Raw genomic sequence first — 14,516 nt, forward strand, 5'->3', positions numbered from 1 at the left:
GCGAGAGGAGCACATGGCGGCACGGGCGACGCGGTGGCAGATGGCGCTGGGGCAGATGGCGCTGGGGCTGATAGCGCTGACCGGCGGCATCATGCTTGGTCCGGGAACCGCCATCGCCCGTTCACGGACCGTGGCCGATGCACCGCCCGACCTGCCCGAGATCGCCGCCGGCACCGTCGCCTCAGTCGAGGATGGCGCGACGCTGACGCTCGACGATGGCCGCGTGCTGCGCCTCGCTGGCCTGCTGGCGCCTGCACCGCCGCTGGCGCTGGGCCCGGACACCGCTTGGCCCGCGGCTGATGCTGCCCGCCGGGCGCTCGCCGACCAGGTGCTGGGCCAACCGGTCAGCCTGCACGCGGCCGCCGCGGCGCCCGACCGGCACGGCCGGCTCCTGGGCCAGCTGGTGCTCAGCGACGGTACCTGGCTGCAGGCCGCCCTCGTCCGCGCCGGCGCCGACCGGGTCGAGCCCGCCGCCGCAACGGCGCCGCTGGCACCAGCCCTGCTCAAGGCCGAGGCCGATGCCCGGCGCCACCATCGCGGGCTCTGGCGCTTGCGCGCCTATGCCGTGCTGACGCCCGAGCGGCTCGCCGCGCGCGATACCGGCACTTTCGTGCTGGTCGAAGGCCGCGTGCTCAGCGTCGCCGCCACCCACGAGGCGACCTTCCTCGATTTCGCAGCCGACTGGCACCACGGCTTCACCGTGCGTGTGCCGCATGCGGTGCTGGCGAGGGCGCCGGCGTTCGACCCAGCTGCGTTCGAAGGCCGGCGGGTGCGCGTGCGCGGCTGGCTCGTGTGGGAGGGCCGGCCGATCCTCGAGCTTGCCGACCCGACCGCCCTCGAACCGCTCCCCGGCCGGCGCATGGCCACCCAACCCGCGTCAAGGCTTCCCGCTGACGAGCGCTCTGCGCTATAACGAGCTCACGTCTCCGTAGCTCAGCAGGATAGAGCATCGGTTTCCTAAACCGGGGGTCACAGGTTCGAATCCTGTCGGGGACGCCATCGATCCATTTTCGTTGATTTTCAACGGCTTATAGCCGTTGCCCTGACGCCTCTCCCTGACAGTTCCAGGTGGGTCGCGGCATCGACCTGCCTACTTGCCTGCGACACAATAGCGCGGGGTGGATGCCCGCCGGCCAATCGCGCCAGCGGGCGCGCGATCCTCATCCCGATGTCGAGAGCGGAACCCCAGCCGCAGTAAGAAGCGCATTGAGTTCCTTCGGCGATCCCGCGGCGCCCAGCCGCGTCAGGATCTTGCCATCCTCATAGATCCAGATCGACTGGCATTGGTAGCAAAGCAAGAAGTCGTACGTGTGTTCACCGTACAAGACCCTAATGGCGTGGCGCGGGTCGAAACACGCCGCGGCCGACCCGCCGACCCAGTCGCCGATCGCTGACCGAAACGCTTTCACGGCGACTTCCGCGTCTTCGTCGGATAGCGCCGTCTTTCCTAGGACCTGGAAGCCGAGTAGCCCCTGATCGCCCTTCACGCGCGGTGCCCGCGGCTCAAGAGAGTAGAGAATAGGGCTGTTGTGCGCCGTAAGAGCCTGCTCGGCCGCGGCAGGCAAGGCTTGAAACGAGCGGGCGCCAGCATCCTGGCGAGGGGATGGGCCTGCTTGACAGCCGGCCAGCGTCACCATCAGTGCAAGAAGAACCGCGCGACCCGTTCCCAATATGCTCCTCCCCGGATTGCGCATCGATCCAAAGGTTGTATTGGCGTATGCTTATGCGCCTCTGGATGGTATATGCCAGAAGTCCCTGGAGTACACAACGTTGACCAGGATACGGCGGAAGCGCACGCTGAAGCTCTGGCCAAGGATGTCTTGGGTGACGTCGTGACCCGACCTAGACGTAGCACTTGCCCGTCTCGAAACCGCCATCGAGCGCGCATCGCGGAGGTTGCGCTTTGCGAAGGTGGTTCAGCTGCGCTTCGCGCCCTTTGAGGCGAGCAAGGACCGCGGCTTCTTCCTGAGGAGTGGCGGCTATGGCCAGAAGTTTCTCAGGGACACCCTCGAATGCATTGCCCAAGGCCATCCTATCAATCGAAATGGGAATTGATGTCCTGGGCGACCGGCCGAAAAGCAAATTAGATGACCATATTTGATCAATTAATTTCGGGAAAAATAAATAATAAGCACAAGTTTGTTCTTGTATACGGCGCGCTTGACTTTGGATGCGTTTCCTCAATAATATTCATATTGCTTGCCGGAGCGTGGAAGTCCCTATCAGAGATGTTGCTAATTTTCTTTATATTTCTACCTGCGGGGTATCTCTGGGGATGGGGGATGTGGGTTTATCTATATTGGGCAAAACGCGGCATGCGAACCTTGGCCAGCAAGCTGTCCCGATCGAAGAAATAAGTAAGCAATCGACCAAAATCCCAATGAACACAGACTGTTTTTCGATCATGGTTAAAGGCCACGATATTGGCCGGACGCGCACGTTACGGTCGCACCTCAGCTCTTTGCTGATGGGCACTCCGGTATTGTGGCGGTACCTATGTCAACGTGATCCGCATGGCCGATAGCGTTCCCAATCAGAGAGGTCTCTAAGCTCCTGCAGAGCGGCCATCACTTGTTAACAGCCGATACACACTCGCTCTGCCGATCCCGAGCTTTGCCGCGATCTCCGTCGCCCCAACGCCGGCCGCGTGCAGCTCGCGCACCTCATCCGCCTTTGCCCGCGCAGTCGGCTTCCGGCCCTTGTACTTGCCCTCGGCCTTCGCCTTGGCGATGCCCTCGCGCTGCCGTTCCAGCATGATCTCGCGCTCGAACTCGGCGATGCCTCCTAGGACCGTCAGCATCGCCTTGCCGGTTGCTGTGCCTGTGTCGATCCCCAGGTTAAGGATGCGCAGCGCGGCGTTCTTGGCGCGCAGCGACTCGACAATATCGAGCAGGTGAGCAACCGACCGCGCCAACCGGTCGAGCTTGGTGACAACCAGGGTATCGCCCTCGCGGACAAAATCTAGCGCGGCGGCGAGCTGGTCGCGCTGCTTCACGTCGACTGACGAGACCTGCTCGCGGAATAAGCGCGGTGTCATGCTGGCGGACGCAATTGCGCGCTTGGAGCTTGGGCGTCACCATGGACGTAACCGAATATTGAGGAGGCGACCTTGAATTGTGGCTGCTATGTCAGGCAGGGATTGGTCTATCTCCCGACTTGGGCCAAGACAGTGGACGGGGTCTACCTTGCCCAGGAGCCTCTGGCGGTCGTTTCGGTCCGGGATACTCCCGAGCTTGAGCTTGCCTTCAAAGAAAAGTTCCTTCACGGCAACCCCCGGATTCCGCGACCAGATTTCCGGGCCCTGAAGCCGATCTTCGAAACCCATGCCGGCGTAAAGAGCTGGTCGTCTTTCGAACGCGGCGCAGCATCCTGGTCGGTCACCGAAAGGGACGGGATATATGAAATCTGTATCGGCCGTCGCTGTCGGAACGGCGGATGGGAGGACGATCACGAACGGAAGGTGATCTTTCCGCCCGGAACGACCCTTGACGAAGCGTGCCGGCGCATTGTCGAGATTATTCAAGCCGAAGCCGGGGCGATCCGACCCCGCTCGATCCACCCAGGATCGTGAACGCCGGTGGCTCAACCTGTTGCGCGCGTGAACGGTTGCTCCGCGACGGTACTCGGCAGCTGCCAGTTATCCAGAGACAACGATGACTGCACACCGACCGGTCGGCTTGTTCGTCCTTTCGGCCCAGGGAAATTGACAAAGGCCAGTTCGCGCCTTCATCGCCATCGAAACGTAGCTCTGACACGCTTCGATACTGGTCACGTTCGCGGCGATCTCGTGTCGCCTGTTGCCTGAGCGTCCATTGCCCAAGCGGCAGCGTCAGGCCAGCGGCATTTCGCTTCGAAGCAGTGCGGACACTTCGTCGAGTGCGATCGGCCGGCTGAAGAAATAGCCTTGGGCGTGATCGCAGTCGCGCTCGCGCAGCAGCGCGTACTGCGCCTCGGTCTCGACACCTTCCGCGATCACTTCCATGCCGAGGCCGTGCGCCATGGCGATCAGCGTTTCGATCAGACGTACCGAATTGTCGTTGTGGCTCGAGGCGACGAATGTCCGATCGATCTTCAAGATGTCGAACGGGTAGCGCTGCAGATAGGCGAGCGAAGAATAACCCGTGCCGAAATCATCGATCGACAGGCGCACGCCCAGCGCGCACAGCCGGTCGAGATTGGCCGTGATCTCCGCCGTGTCGTCGAGCAGCACGCTTTCCGTGATCTCGAGCTCCAGGCAGCGGGCGGGAAGGTCGTTGCGGCGGAGCGCCTGCTCGACGAAGCCGGCGAAGCCAGGCACCTGGAGCTGGCGCGGCGAGACATTGACCGCGACGCGGGCGAGTGGCGTGTCGCCCAGAAGATGCTCGCGCATCTGGGCGCAGGCCGTCTCGATCACCCAATTGCCGATCCCGGTAATGAGGCCGGTTTCCTCGGCGATCGGCACGAAATCGTCGGGCGTTGCGAGCGCACCGTCCGGCTGACGCCAGCGGATGAGCGCCTCGACCCGCCCGATGCGGCCGGTCGGCAGGTCGACGATCGGCTGGTAATGCAGAACGAATTCGTTGCGCTCGACAGCGCCGCGCAGCCGGGCCTCGACGGCGAGCCTCGCCTGCATCTGCTGATCGATCTCGCGGGTGAAGAACCGATACCCGTTGCCGCCCTGCTCCTTTGCCTTGTACATGGCGACATCGGCATTGCGCAGCAGGGTCTCGCTGTCCTTGCCGTCGCGCGGATAGAGCGTGATGCCGATGCTGGCCGTGACGAAATGCTCCTGGCCATTGATCAGGAAGGGCTGGGCGAAGGCCTCGACGATGCGGCCGGCAATCCGTTGGGCGCCGTCATCCTCTTCGACGGCCGGCAAGACCACGATGAACTCGTCGCCGCCCATGCGGGCGAGCGTATCGGTTTCGCGCACGCAGCCGCTGAGGCGTTCCGTCGTGAGCTTCAGCAACCGATCGCCTGCGGCATGGCCGAGCGTGTCGTTGATGTCCTTGAACCGGTCGAGGTCGATGCACAGCAGGGCCGCCTGGCGCCGGTCGCCGGTCGTCGCGGCGATCGTCTGGCTGAGGCGCTCATGCAGCAACAGGCGGTTGGGCAAGCCGGTCAGGCTATCGTACTGCGCCAGCCGCAGCAGCTGCTGTTCGTAATCGAGCCGCACGCGGATATCCCGCTCGAGCTCGTCCTTGGCCTCGCGCAGATCCTCATAGGCGCGCTTGAGCCCGGTCGACATGTTGTTGAAGGCGCCGACGACGTGATCCAGCTCGTCGTCGATCTTCGGCCTGCGGCGGTTCAGGCGCAGGGGCGGCGACGGCGCGCGGAGATCATATTCATCGACGAAGTCGGCAATCTCGAACAAGTGGCGGGTGATCAGCCGGTGCACGATATAGAGAATGAACAGCGAAACGAGGAACGTCTTTACTCCCTGCGTCAGCAGCAGGACGATCGCGGTATTGCCGAGCCGCCGATAGATTCCTTCCAGCGTCGCCTCGGCACGCAGGACACCGATCGCCCGCGTCTGGCCGCTCTCGGTCCGGGTGAGCGGCACTTCGCGGACAATCACGCCGCGGGCGCGGCTTGATCCGACGGAAACCACGAGCGGCTTCGCTCCCTCGGCCGCGGTCTCGCGCACTTCCAGCGACTGCATGTCCGGCAGGCGCAGGATGCCTTCCAATTGCAGCCGCAATTGACCGACATCGAGATTCCAGAGACTGCCGGCGAGGCTATCGACATAGCCGTTCTCGATCTCGGTAAGGCGGCTCACCACGGTCCGGGTCTCGTGGCGATAGTCGAGATAGAGCTGCAGCCCGGTGGACACGAACGTCACCGCCGAACTGAACAGCACGATGAGCGTGAGCAGCCTGCACGCGACGCCCTGCCGGCGGCGCGCGAAGGGCGACAGAGGGTTCTGGACCAAGGCGCTTCGATGCGGTCCCGCCGACGCTATCCTGTCGTCGGCGACCCGTGCCGCCGTGGCCCTCTTCAGGTCCGCGGTGAAGGTCAAGCTGCCGAGCCATCGCATCCATGGATGGGAAGGGAGGCTCGTGAAGGGTGCGGTGTCTGTCATCGCTCGCTCGCTTCGGTCCCGGAATAGATCTTCGATAAAGGTTCGTCAAAATCGCCGTTTGGTGACTGCGTCGTATTGGACGCGGGTTTTCTGCAATATTGAATATTCGATATTTTGTTACTCAATAATTCTGATCGGATCTCTCGATCAGCGCGCCATATCGCGCGCCGATCGTCAGTTGCGCTGGAAGTATCCGACCAAGTCTGCCCGATCACTTCTCGAAGATCGGCAATATCGCGCAACAAAAATACAATATTGAGTTGACGGTACCGGGCTCCGGTTGACGAAGGGTGAACTATGGGGCGACGGCTTCGCCGATGACTCGCCTTGGTTGCAATGCCGGTGCCGGCCTCTTGCGGCCCGGCTCAACGCCGGCGGTCCGCCGGGGTGCCGCCGACACCCCCGAAGCGCCCCATTGCGGCGAACATCCGATTTGGAAAATTCGATTCGAGTGACCGGCTGCACCATTTTTCATGGATTTTCAACTTTTAGTTGAATAATCGACCGTCAAAGGGCCGCCATCGGCGCTGCTTTTTCAGAGATCCATGGAGATATTGCCGTGATCAGGAAGACAAGCATCTATACGAAGCGCCTCTCCGACGCCGAGCGCGCGATGTTGCTCGACGCAGTCTCCGGAATTATTTATCCGGCGGGCAATTATCGGAAGTACTTGGAGGAGATCGCGGCAGCCAGACGCCGGGTTTCCGGCATCTTCTCCGACCTCATCGCGCGCGATGACCTGAGCCGCTCTTACCCACATTACGTGGGTGCGATCAAGATCGAGAACCTGCCGGTCGACGCGAATCCGCCGATGCCTCCAACCCAAGGTGGTGGCCTCAAGTGGATCGAGAAGCCGAGCTACATTTCCGAGAACGTGCTCGTCCTCGTCGCGTCACTCTTCGGTCATCCCTATTCGATGTTCTGCGAGGGCCGCGGGCTCGTGAACAATCTCGTGCCGACCCGCACGACCTCGACCGAGCTGACCGGCCTCGGTGCCGCGTCTGATCTGCGCTTCCACATCGAGAATGCGGCGCTCCGCTTCCTCACCGGCTATGATTGCTCGCCGAAGGCCCTGTTCCTGACCGGCGTCCGGCAGGACGTGACGCCGCCCTTCACGCGGCTTAGTGATGCCCGGCCGGCGCTCGCCCTGCTGGGGCCAGAGGATCGCAAGGCGCTCGCCACCGCCTCCTACCGGCTGCGCCTGCCCTATCGCTGGCGCGGTTTCCGCGATGGCTACGACGAGCTGATCACCGCACGCGTGCCGCTTATCCGCGCGACGCCGGACGGTCTCCTGGTCAATGCGGTGCTCTACGGCGACATGATCGCCGATTGCGGCACCGCGGCGGGCGAGCGAGCGGTCAGGAATTTCGAGGCGGCGCTTGAAGAGGTGGCGCTGGATGAGGTCGTCCGGCCGGGCGAACTGCTGTGCATCGACAATCGCGTGACGCTCCACGCCCGCACGCCGTTCAAGGCGAGCTTCGACGACGAGGGGCGGGCCTATCGTTGGGCGCAGCGCGTGTTCGTGACCGAGAGACTCGAGAATTTCCGGCGCTGGAACGAGGTCGACGACAATGTCTTCGCGCCGACTTTCGCAGGCGCCCAGCGCGACCTCCAGCAGGTCGGATGATCCGGCCATGGACATCCCCGCGCATCTCGACCAAGTGGGCCTGCTGTTCACAGCCTCGTCGCTGGCGGGGTTCATCGACGCGATCGCCGGTGGCGGCGGGCTGATTACGCTGCCCGCCCTGCTGCTGATGCCGATCGCGCCCATCCAGGCGCTCGCTACCAACAAGCTGCAAGGCAGCTTCGGGACGCTCACCGCCAGCCTTACCATGCTCCGCAGGGGCGTGGTGACGGTCGCGGAGGTGCGCCTGCTGTTCGTCGCGAGCCTGCTCGGCAGCACGCTCGGCGCCGTCCTGCTGCTGCTGATCGATCCGAAGTCGCTCGACCTCCTCGTTCCGGTCGTGCTGGTCGGCGTGGCGCTCTATTTCCTGCTGTCGCCCCGGACCGGAGACGGCGGCAGACCGCCACGGGTCGGGACGACCGTCTACCGATTGCTGGTCGTCCCCGGCATCGGCTTCTATGACGGCATGTTCGGACCCGGTTCCGGTTCGCTCTTTTCGGCCAGCGGCGTGTTCCTGCGCGGACAGAGCCTGCTGCGTGCCACCGCGACGGCAAAGGTGCTGAATTTCGCCGCCAACCTGGCGTCCCTGGTCGTTTTCGTCCTGGGCGACCAGGTGCAATGGGGCGTGGGGGTGGTCATGATCGTCGGCAACATGCTGGGCGCGCGCCTGGGGGCGCTCGCGGCCATCGGCGGCGGCGCCAGGCTGATCCGGCCGATGATCGTTCTCATCTGCCTGGCGATGCTGGTGCGCTATGCATGGCAGAACGGCCTCGTCTGACCCGGGCGTCCCGACAAAGGATCAGCGCTGGCTGCCGTATTTCTCCATGATGCGGTCGATCGTGCCGTCGGCACGCACTTGTTCGATCGCGGCATTGACGGCGGCCATCGTCGCGGCGCTTCCGGCGCCCTTGGCGATGGCGAGATAGTTGGGGTCCTCGATGATCGGCACCGGCAGAATGGTGAACGCCGCCGGGTCGAGGCCGGCCCCTTGGACGGCCAGTCGGAGGCCCGCGGCGCCGGAGCTGATCACCGCCGCGTCGATCCGATCGCGCAGCAGCTTGCCGACCCGCGCCACGGCGTCGGTATCGTCTTCGACGGTGAAGGTCTTGACCGCACTGCTCCAGTCCCCGCCATAGGCAACGCCGCGAAGGGCACCCACGGTCTTGCCGGCCAGATCGTGGACCGAGGTGAACGGAAACTCGTGGCCCATCTTCACCACGACGACGATGCGGTCGTAGACCAGCGGCTCGGAGAAGTCGAACAGCTGCTCGCGCTCCGGCGTCTTGGAAAAATGGGTAATGATGCCATGTCCGGCCCGCGCGTCCTCGACGGCGCGAGGCCAGGGCTCCAGCTTGACATTGACCTGAAATCCGGCGCGCGACAGGACTTCGGTCGCCGCGTCGACCGCGTAGCCGCGCGGCGTCTCGCCATCCTGCCAGGCCTTGGGCGGCAAGCTGTCGGAACCGAGCAGCGTCACGGGCTCGCCCGCGACCGCGGCAGTCCCGAGCAAGCTGGCGCCGAGCAAGCCGGCCCCGAGCAGAATGCACAATGACCACAGGACGATGCCGACCGACGAAAAAATGCGCATCGTGCGCCTCCGTGCCACCCGGTTCAGCATATCAGCTTATGCGTGTACCGCCATGCGCCATGAGGCGGCGCGGCATCAGGCGCGATGATCTGCGCTAGGATCCGCTCAAGGCCCGCCTCGAAGAAAATCCTCGTGCCGTCGTGGTTCCGCGTGGAGGATTGGCGGCGTCGCGCCGTAGAATCGGGCGCATCTCCTCCCGTGCTGCGGCGTTCTCGCGCGGCGCTCCCCGCCCACGACCAGCTTGATCGAGACCGAAGCCGATGATGCAGCTCTTGTTCGGCGTCACGCTCTTCACGGGCGCGGCACTTCTCTTCTGGATCCAGCTCGTCGTGTCGAAGATGCTGCTGCCGGTACTGGGCGGCAGTGCAGCGGTCTGGAACACCTGCATGGTGTTCTTCCAGGTCGCCCTGCTGCTGGGCTACCTCTATGCGCACGGCAGCATCCGCCGGCTCAGCGGCCGATTCATGGTCTTCCTCCATCCGGTCCTGCTCTTGGCCGCCGCTTCGTTGCTGCCGGTCTCCGTCGCCGGGCTCGGCGACCCGCCTGATGATGCCAACCCGATCCCGTGGCTGCTGCGCGCGCTCGTCATCACGGTGGGGCCGCCGTTCGTGGTGCTGGCCGGGACGGCGCCGCTGCTGCAGGCCTGGTTCGCGCGGCTCGGCACACGGTCGTCGCGCGATCCCTACTTCCTTTATGCCGCGAGCAATCTCGGCAGCCTCGTGGCCCTCGCGTCATATCCGACGCTCATCGAGCCGCATCTCTCTCTGGTCGATCAGAACCGCGGCTGGACCGCAGCCTATCTGCTGTTGACCGTGCTCACCGCGCTCTCAGCCGGTGTCGTCTGGCACAAGGAACGTGTCCAGCCCGCCGCCGGCGTTAAGCCGACCGACGTCGACTCGACCGTAACCGAGGCCGCGCCCGGGACGGTGCCGGCACTCCTCCGGCTGCGCTGGATCGTGCTTGCCTTCGTGCCGTCGAGCCTGCTCCTGGGCGTCACGACGCATCTCACGACCGACGTCGCGGCGGCGCCGCTGTTCTGGGTCATTCCGCTGATGCTCTATCTTTTGAGCTTCGTGCTGGCGTTTCAGCGGGTCGTGGCACTGCCGGAGTGGCTGACGAGCCAGGCGCAGGCGCTGTTGATGGTGGCGCTTGCGGTGACGCTCCTCACCCAGCAGAGCGGCGAGGCCATGCCGCTCTTCGTCCTGCATCTCGCGGCCTTCTTCGTGACGGCATTGCTCTGTCATCAGGAAGTGGCCCGTCTGCGGCCACCGGTCGCGCAATTGACCGAATTCTATCTCCTGGTGTCGGTCGGCGGGGCGCTCGGCGGCATCTTCAATGCGCTTCTGGCGCCCGTCGTCTTCACCGGCGTCGCCGAATATCCGCTGGTATTGGTGCTGGCCTGCCTGCTGCGGCCTGGTCTCCGGCTGCGGCGTGACTGGCTCTGGCAGGCGGCGGGCGACGCGCTGCTGCCGGTGGCGCTGCTGCTGTTCGTGGTGGGCGTGCCGCGCTACACCGGGCTCGACTGGACGGACGGCAACAGCACGATAACGCTCATTCTCGTGATCCTGCTGGCGCTCGTCGTCTTCGGCTTTGCGGCGCGGCCGATCCGCTTCGGCCTCGGCATCGCGGCGCTGCTCCTCGGAAGCACGCTCGGCGCGGACAGCGATCAGCTGCTGAAGCACGTGCGCAATTTCTACGGCGTGCTCAAGGTCGTGGCGCAAGAGCAGCCGCCGCTGCACGTGCTGTTCCACGGCACCACGACGCACGGCGCCCAGAGCCTGGACCCGGCCCGCCGCCTGCAGCCCTTGAGCTACTATCATCCGGACGGGCCGCTGGGTCAGCTGTTCGATACGGTCGGCGGCAGCTCGGTCACCGCGAATGTCGCGGTCGTGGGCCTCGGCACCGGTACCGTCGCCTGCTACGCCCATACGGGCGAACATTGGACCTTCTTCGAGATCAACCCGGCGGTGGTTTCGATCGCCCGCGACCCGTCGCTCTTCACGTTCGTCAAGGATTGTCCCGCCGCGCCCGCGATCGTGCTGGGTGATGCGCGCCGGTCGCTGGCGGCGGCGCCCGACGGCGCCTACGGCATGATCATCCTCGACGCCTTCACCTCGGACGCGATCCCGATCCATCTGATGACGCGCGAGGCGGTGCGGCTCTATCTCGCCAAGCTCAGGCCGGGCGGGCTCATCGTGTTCCATATCTCCAACCGCTATCTCGATCTGGCGCCGGTGCTGGCCGACATCGCGGGCTCGCTCGGCCTCGCCGCGCGCCACTGGTCCGACGAGGACAGCACCGACGACGCCGACGACGACGCGGCGTCCGCTTCGTCCGGCGAGGCCTCGACGGACGAGAAGGACGCGTCCGAATGGGTCGTCGTCGCGCGGGCGCCGCAGGACCTGGCCGCCATCGCGGACGACAATCGGTGGCAGGCGCTCAAGCCGGCCGCCGGCCGGCGCGTCTGGACCGACGATTACTCCGACCTAATCGGAGCGCTCGCCCATTGACCCCGCCGGTTCTGTGCTAGGCTCGCCCTGTAATTTTCGATCGGGAGGAGAGCCAAGATGTCCAAGGGTCTGCGCAAGGGATTGACGAGCTACGGCGACGCGGGGTTCTCGCTGTTCCTGCGCAAGGCGTTCATCAAGGCCATGGGCTATTCCGACGATGCGCTCGACCGGCCGATCGTCGGCATCACCAATACCTACAGCGACTACAATCCGTGCCACGGCAATGTGCCCGTGCTGATCGAGGCGGTGAAGCGCGGCGTCATGCTGGCGGGCGGCATGCCGATGGTGTTCCCGACCATCTCGATCCACGAGAGCTTCGCGCACCCGACCTCGATGTTCCTGCGCAACCTCATGGCGATCGACACGGAGGAGATGATCCGCGCCCAGCCGATGGACGCGGTCGTGGTCATCGGCGGCTGCGACAAGACACTGCCGGCGCAGATCATGGCGGCGGCAAGCGTCGACCTGCCGACGGTCGTGGTGCCGGTCGGGCCGATGGTCGTCGGCCATCACAAGGGCGAGGAGCTTGGTGCCTGCACCGATTGCCGGCGGCTGTGGAGCGCCTATCGCGCCGGCGAGATCGACGAGGCCGAGATCGATACGGTGAACGGGCGCCTGGCCCCCTCGGTCGGCACCTGCATGGTCATGGGCACGGCCAGCACCATGGCCTGCGTGACCGAGACGCTGGGCCTCTCCCTGCCGATGAGCGCCACCATTCCGGCGCCCCATGCCGAGCGCGTGCGGCTCGCCGAGGCAAGCGGCAAGCGTGCCGCCGAAATGGCCGTCACGGGCGGGCCGAAGCCCAGCGAGCTCCTGACCCCGGCCGCGTTCCGCAACGCCGCGACCGTTCTGCAGGCGATCGGCGGCTCGACCAACGGCTTGATCCATCTGACGGCGATCGCCGGCCGCGTTGGCCATGCGCTCGATTTCGCCGAGTTCGATCGGCTCGGCCGCGAGGTGCCAGTGCTGATCGACCTGAAGCCCTCGGGCCAGCATTACATGGAGCATTTCCACCATGCCGGCGGCCTGCCGCGCCTCTTGGCACAGCTGGGCGACCGGATCGATCTCGACTGCCGGACCGTCGCCGGCGGCACGCTGCGCGAAGTGGCCGCCGCGGCCGAGATCGTGCCGGGCCAGGACGTGATCCGCTCGGTCCAGGACCCGATCAAGCCCGAGGGCTCGATGGCGGTGCTGACCGGCAACCTGGCGCCGCGCGGTGCGCTCATCAAGCATGCGGCCGCCTCGCCTCGGCTCCTGCAGCATACCGGCCGCGCGGTGGTGTTCGACTCGGTCGAGGACCTGGCGGCGCGCATCGACGCGCCCGATCTCGACGTCGGGCCCGACGACGTGCTGGTCCTGCGCAATACCGGCCCCAAGGGTGCGCCCGGCATGCCCGAGGCCGGCTACCTGCCGATCCCGAAGAAGCTCGGCCGCCAGGGCGTCAAGGACATGGTGCGCATCTCCGATGCCCGCATGAGCGGCACGGCATTCGGCACGATCGTGCTGCACGTGACGCCGGAATCGGCGGTTGGCGGACCGCTGGCGCTCGTGCAAACCGGCGATCAGATCCGGCTCGACGTCGCGGCCCGGCGCATCGACCTGCTGGTCGACGAGGCCGAGCTGGAGCGGCGCCGGGCGGCCCTGCCGGCAACGGCCAAGCCCGACTGGGCGCGGCGCGGCTATGCCCGGCTGTTCCACGACAGCGTGCTGCAGGCCGACGCGGGCTGCGACTTCGACTTCCTGGTTGACCGCGACGGGGCTGAGGAGCCGGCTTAGGCAGCCGCCCCCGACCGGCGCGCCTCGCCCGGCCTGATGCCGAAGCGGCGCTGGAAGGCGCGGCTGAACGTGCTCTCCGACTGATAGCCGACCTCGGCCGCGATCGCGGCGAGGGTCGCGGTGCCGGCCAGGAGCTTGTGCCGGGCGAGGCCGAGCCGGAGCTCGGTCAGGACGGCGAGCGGCGCCATGCCGGCAGTCTTCTGAAACAGGCGCACCAGGGTCGCGCGCGAGGCGCCCGCATGGGCCGCAAGCTCGTCGAGCGCCCAGTCGTGCGCCGGCGCCTCGAGCATGGCGGCGAGCGCCCGCGCCGACTGGCGCTGGCCCAGGAGCGCCAGCAGGCCCGGATGAGCGGGCTCGCGCGCCAGATAGGTGCGCAGCACCATGACCAGGAGCGCGCTCGCGAGATCGGTCGCAATCGCGACGGCACCCGGGCGTGCTCCATCGAGCTCATCGCGGATCGCCGCCATCAGCTGCCGCAGCTGGTCGCTGTCCGGATCCTGCCGGGCGCGCAGCACGATGACCGGCGGCAGGGTCGCCAGGATCAGGTTCTGGTGCGCCTGCTCGAACATCAGCCGGCCGCACACGATTTCCGTGTCGGGCTCGTCCTCGACATTCGTCTTGAGCAGGATCGCACCGGTATGGCCGAGCCGGAGTGCGGCCGCCCGCTGGAGGCTTGCTGGCGTCGTCGGGCCGCGTAGCGAGTGGGCGCCGCCATGAGGCAGCACGGCGACATCGCCGGCCTCGAGCGGGATCGGTGCGAGGCCGGCCACCTCGATCCCGCAGCTTCCGCGCGCCACCAGATGGAACGGTGCCCAGCCGCCGGTCGAGATCTCGTGCGGCGAGGCCCATTGCGCGCCGAACCGGCACAGGCTTTCGAGCTCCGGCCGGACGCGCAGCAGCGGCGCGAGCCCGCTCAAGGCATCGGGCGATCCGGACGGCGTCATGTCGGATAGCGCT

General features: G+C 65.9%; 11 protein-coding genes and 1 tRNA gene. 7 read left to right on the forward strand and 5 right to left on the reverse strand.

Going from position 1 to position 14,516, the window contains the following annotated elements:
* Positions 1 to 13: 13 nt before the first annotated feature.
* Positions 14 to 913: a thermonuclease family protein gene (locus tag IEY58_RS22435; RefSeq protein ID WP_189049963.1), complete on the forward strand. Its 900-nt coding sequence runs from the start codon at positions 14 to 16 to the stop codon at positions 911 to 913.
* A 9-nt stretch (positions 914 to 922) separates the two neighbouring features.
* Positions 923 to 999: transfer RNA gene (locus IEY58_RS22440), tRNA-Arg, on the forward strand.
* Positions 1,000 to 1,160: 161 nt separating this feature from the next.
* Here IEY58_RS22440 and IEY58_RS34445 read toward each other — a convergent pair.
* Both IEY58_RS34445 and IEY58_RS22450 read right to left on the reverse strand, forming a co-directional pair.
* Positions 1,161 to 1,637 carry a hypothetical protein gene (locus IEY58_RS34445; RefSeq protein WP_229743878.1) on the reverse strand — a complete coding sequence of 159 codons (477 nt, stop codon included), beginning with the start codon at positions 1,635 to 1,637 and terminating at the stop codon, positions 1,161 to 1,163.
* Between the two features lie 908 nt (positions 1,638 to 2,545).
* Positions 2,546 to 3,037 carry a recombinase family protein gene (locus tag IEY58_RS22450; protein ID WP_189049965.1) on the reverse strand — a complete coding sequence of 164 codons (492 nt, stop codon included), beginning with the start codon at positions 3,035 to 3,037 and terminating at the stop codon, positions 2,546 to 2,548.
* A gap of 102 nt (positions 3,038 to 3,139) precedes the next feature.
* On the opposite strand from IEY58_RS22450, the gene IEY58_RS22455 reads away from it, so the two are divergent.
* Positions 3,140 to 3,571, forward strand: coding sequence for a hypothetical protein (locus IEY58_RS22455; protein ID WP_189049967.1), 432 nt, complete (start codon positions 3,140 to 3,142; stop codon positions 3,569 to 3,571).
* Positions 3,572 to 3,829: 258 nt separating this feature from the next.
* On the opposite strand, the gene IEY58_RS22460 is transcribed toward IEY58_RS22455, so the two are convergent.
* Positions 3,830 to 5,911, reverse strand: coding sequence for a putative bifunctional diguanylate cyclase/phosphodiesterase (locus IEY58_RS22460; protein ID WP_189049969.1), 2,082 nt, complete (start codon positions 5,909 to 5,911; stop codon positions 3,830 to 3,832).
* 709 nt (positions 5,912 to 6,620) lie between these two features.
* Between IEY58_RS22460 and IEY58_RS22465 the strand changes: the two genes are divergently transcribed.
* Entirely contained in the window at positions 6,621 to 7,688 is a 1,068-nt protein-coding gene (locus IEY58_RS22465; RefSeq protein ID WP_189049971.1) for a TauD/TfdA family dioxygenase, read from the forward strand.
* Between the two features lie 7 nt (positions 7,689 to 7,695).
* Positions 7,696 to 8,463, forward strand: coding sequence for a TSUP family transporter (locus IEY58_RS22470; RefSeq protein WP_189049973.1), 768 nt, complete (start codon positions 7,696 to 7,698; stop codon positions 8,461 to 8,463).
* A 21-nt stretch (positions 8,464 to 8,484) separates the two neighbouring features.
* Here IEY58_RS22470 and IEY58_RS22475 read toward each other — a convergent pair whose 3' ends face one another.
* Positions 8,485 to 9,273: a substrate-binding periplasmic protein gene (locus IEY58_RS22475; protein WP_189049975.1), complete on the reverse strand. Its 789-nt coding sequence runs from the start codon at positions 9,271 to 9,273 to the stop codon at positions 8,485 to 8,487.
* 260 nt (positions 9,274 to 9,533) lie between these two features.
* Here IEY58_RS22475 and IEY58_RS22480 point away from each other — a divergent pair, with 260 nt between their 5' ends.
* Both IEY58_RS22480 and IEY58_RS22485 read left to right on the forward strand, forming a co-directional pair.
* Positions 9,534 to 11,783 (forward strand): spermidine synthase, encoded by a 2,250-nt coding sequence (locus IEY58_RS22480; RefSeq protein ID WP_189049977.1) that lies wholly within the window; start codon positions 9,534 to 9,536, stop codon positions 11,781 to 11,783.
* Positions 11,784 to 11,840: 57 nt separating this feature from the next.
* The gene (locus tag IEY58_RS22485; RefSeq protein WP_189049979.1) at positions 11,841 to 13,559 is read left to right on the forward strand and encodes an IlvD/Edd family dehydratase; all 1,719 of its coding nucleotides are present in this window, start codon (positions 11,841 to 11,843) and stop codon (positions 13,557 to 13,559) included.
* Here the strand turns inward: IEY58_RS22485 and IEY58_RS22490 are convergent.
* Positions 13,556 to 14,503 carry an AraC family transcriptional regulator gene (locus IEY58_RS22490; protein WP_189049981.1) on the reverse strand — a complete coding sequence of 316 codons (948 nt, stop codon included), beginning with the start codon at positions 14,501 to 14,503 and terminating at the stop codon, positions 13,556 to 13,558. The two genes, IEY58_RS22485 and IEY58_RS22490, sit on opposite strands and share 4 nt — an antisense overlap.
* Between the last annotated feature and the right edge of the window lie 13 nt (positions 14,504 to 14,516).

The sequence above is a fragment of the Aliidongia dinghuensis genome (assembly GCF_014643535.1).
GTDB lineage: Bacteria > Pseudomonadota > Alphaproteobacteria > ATCC43930 > CGMCC-115725 > Aliidongia > Aliidongia dinghuensis.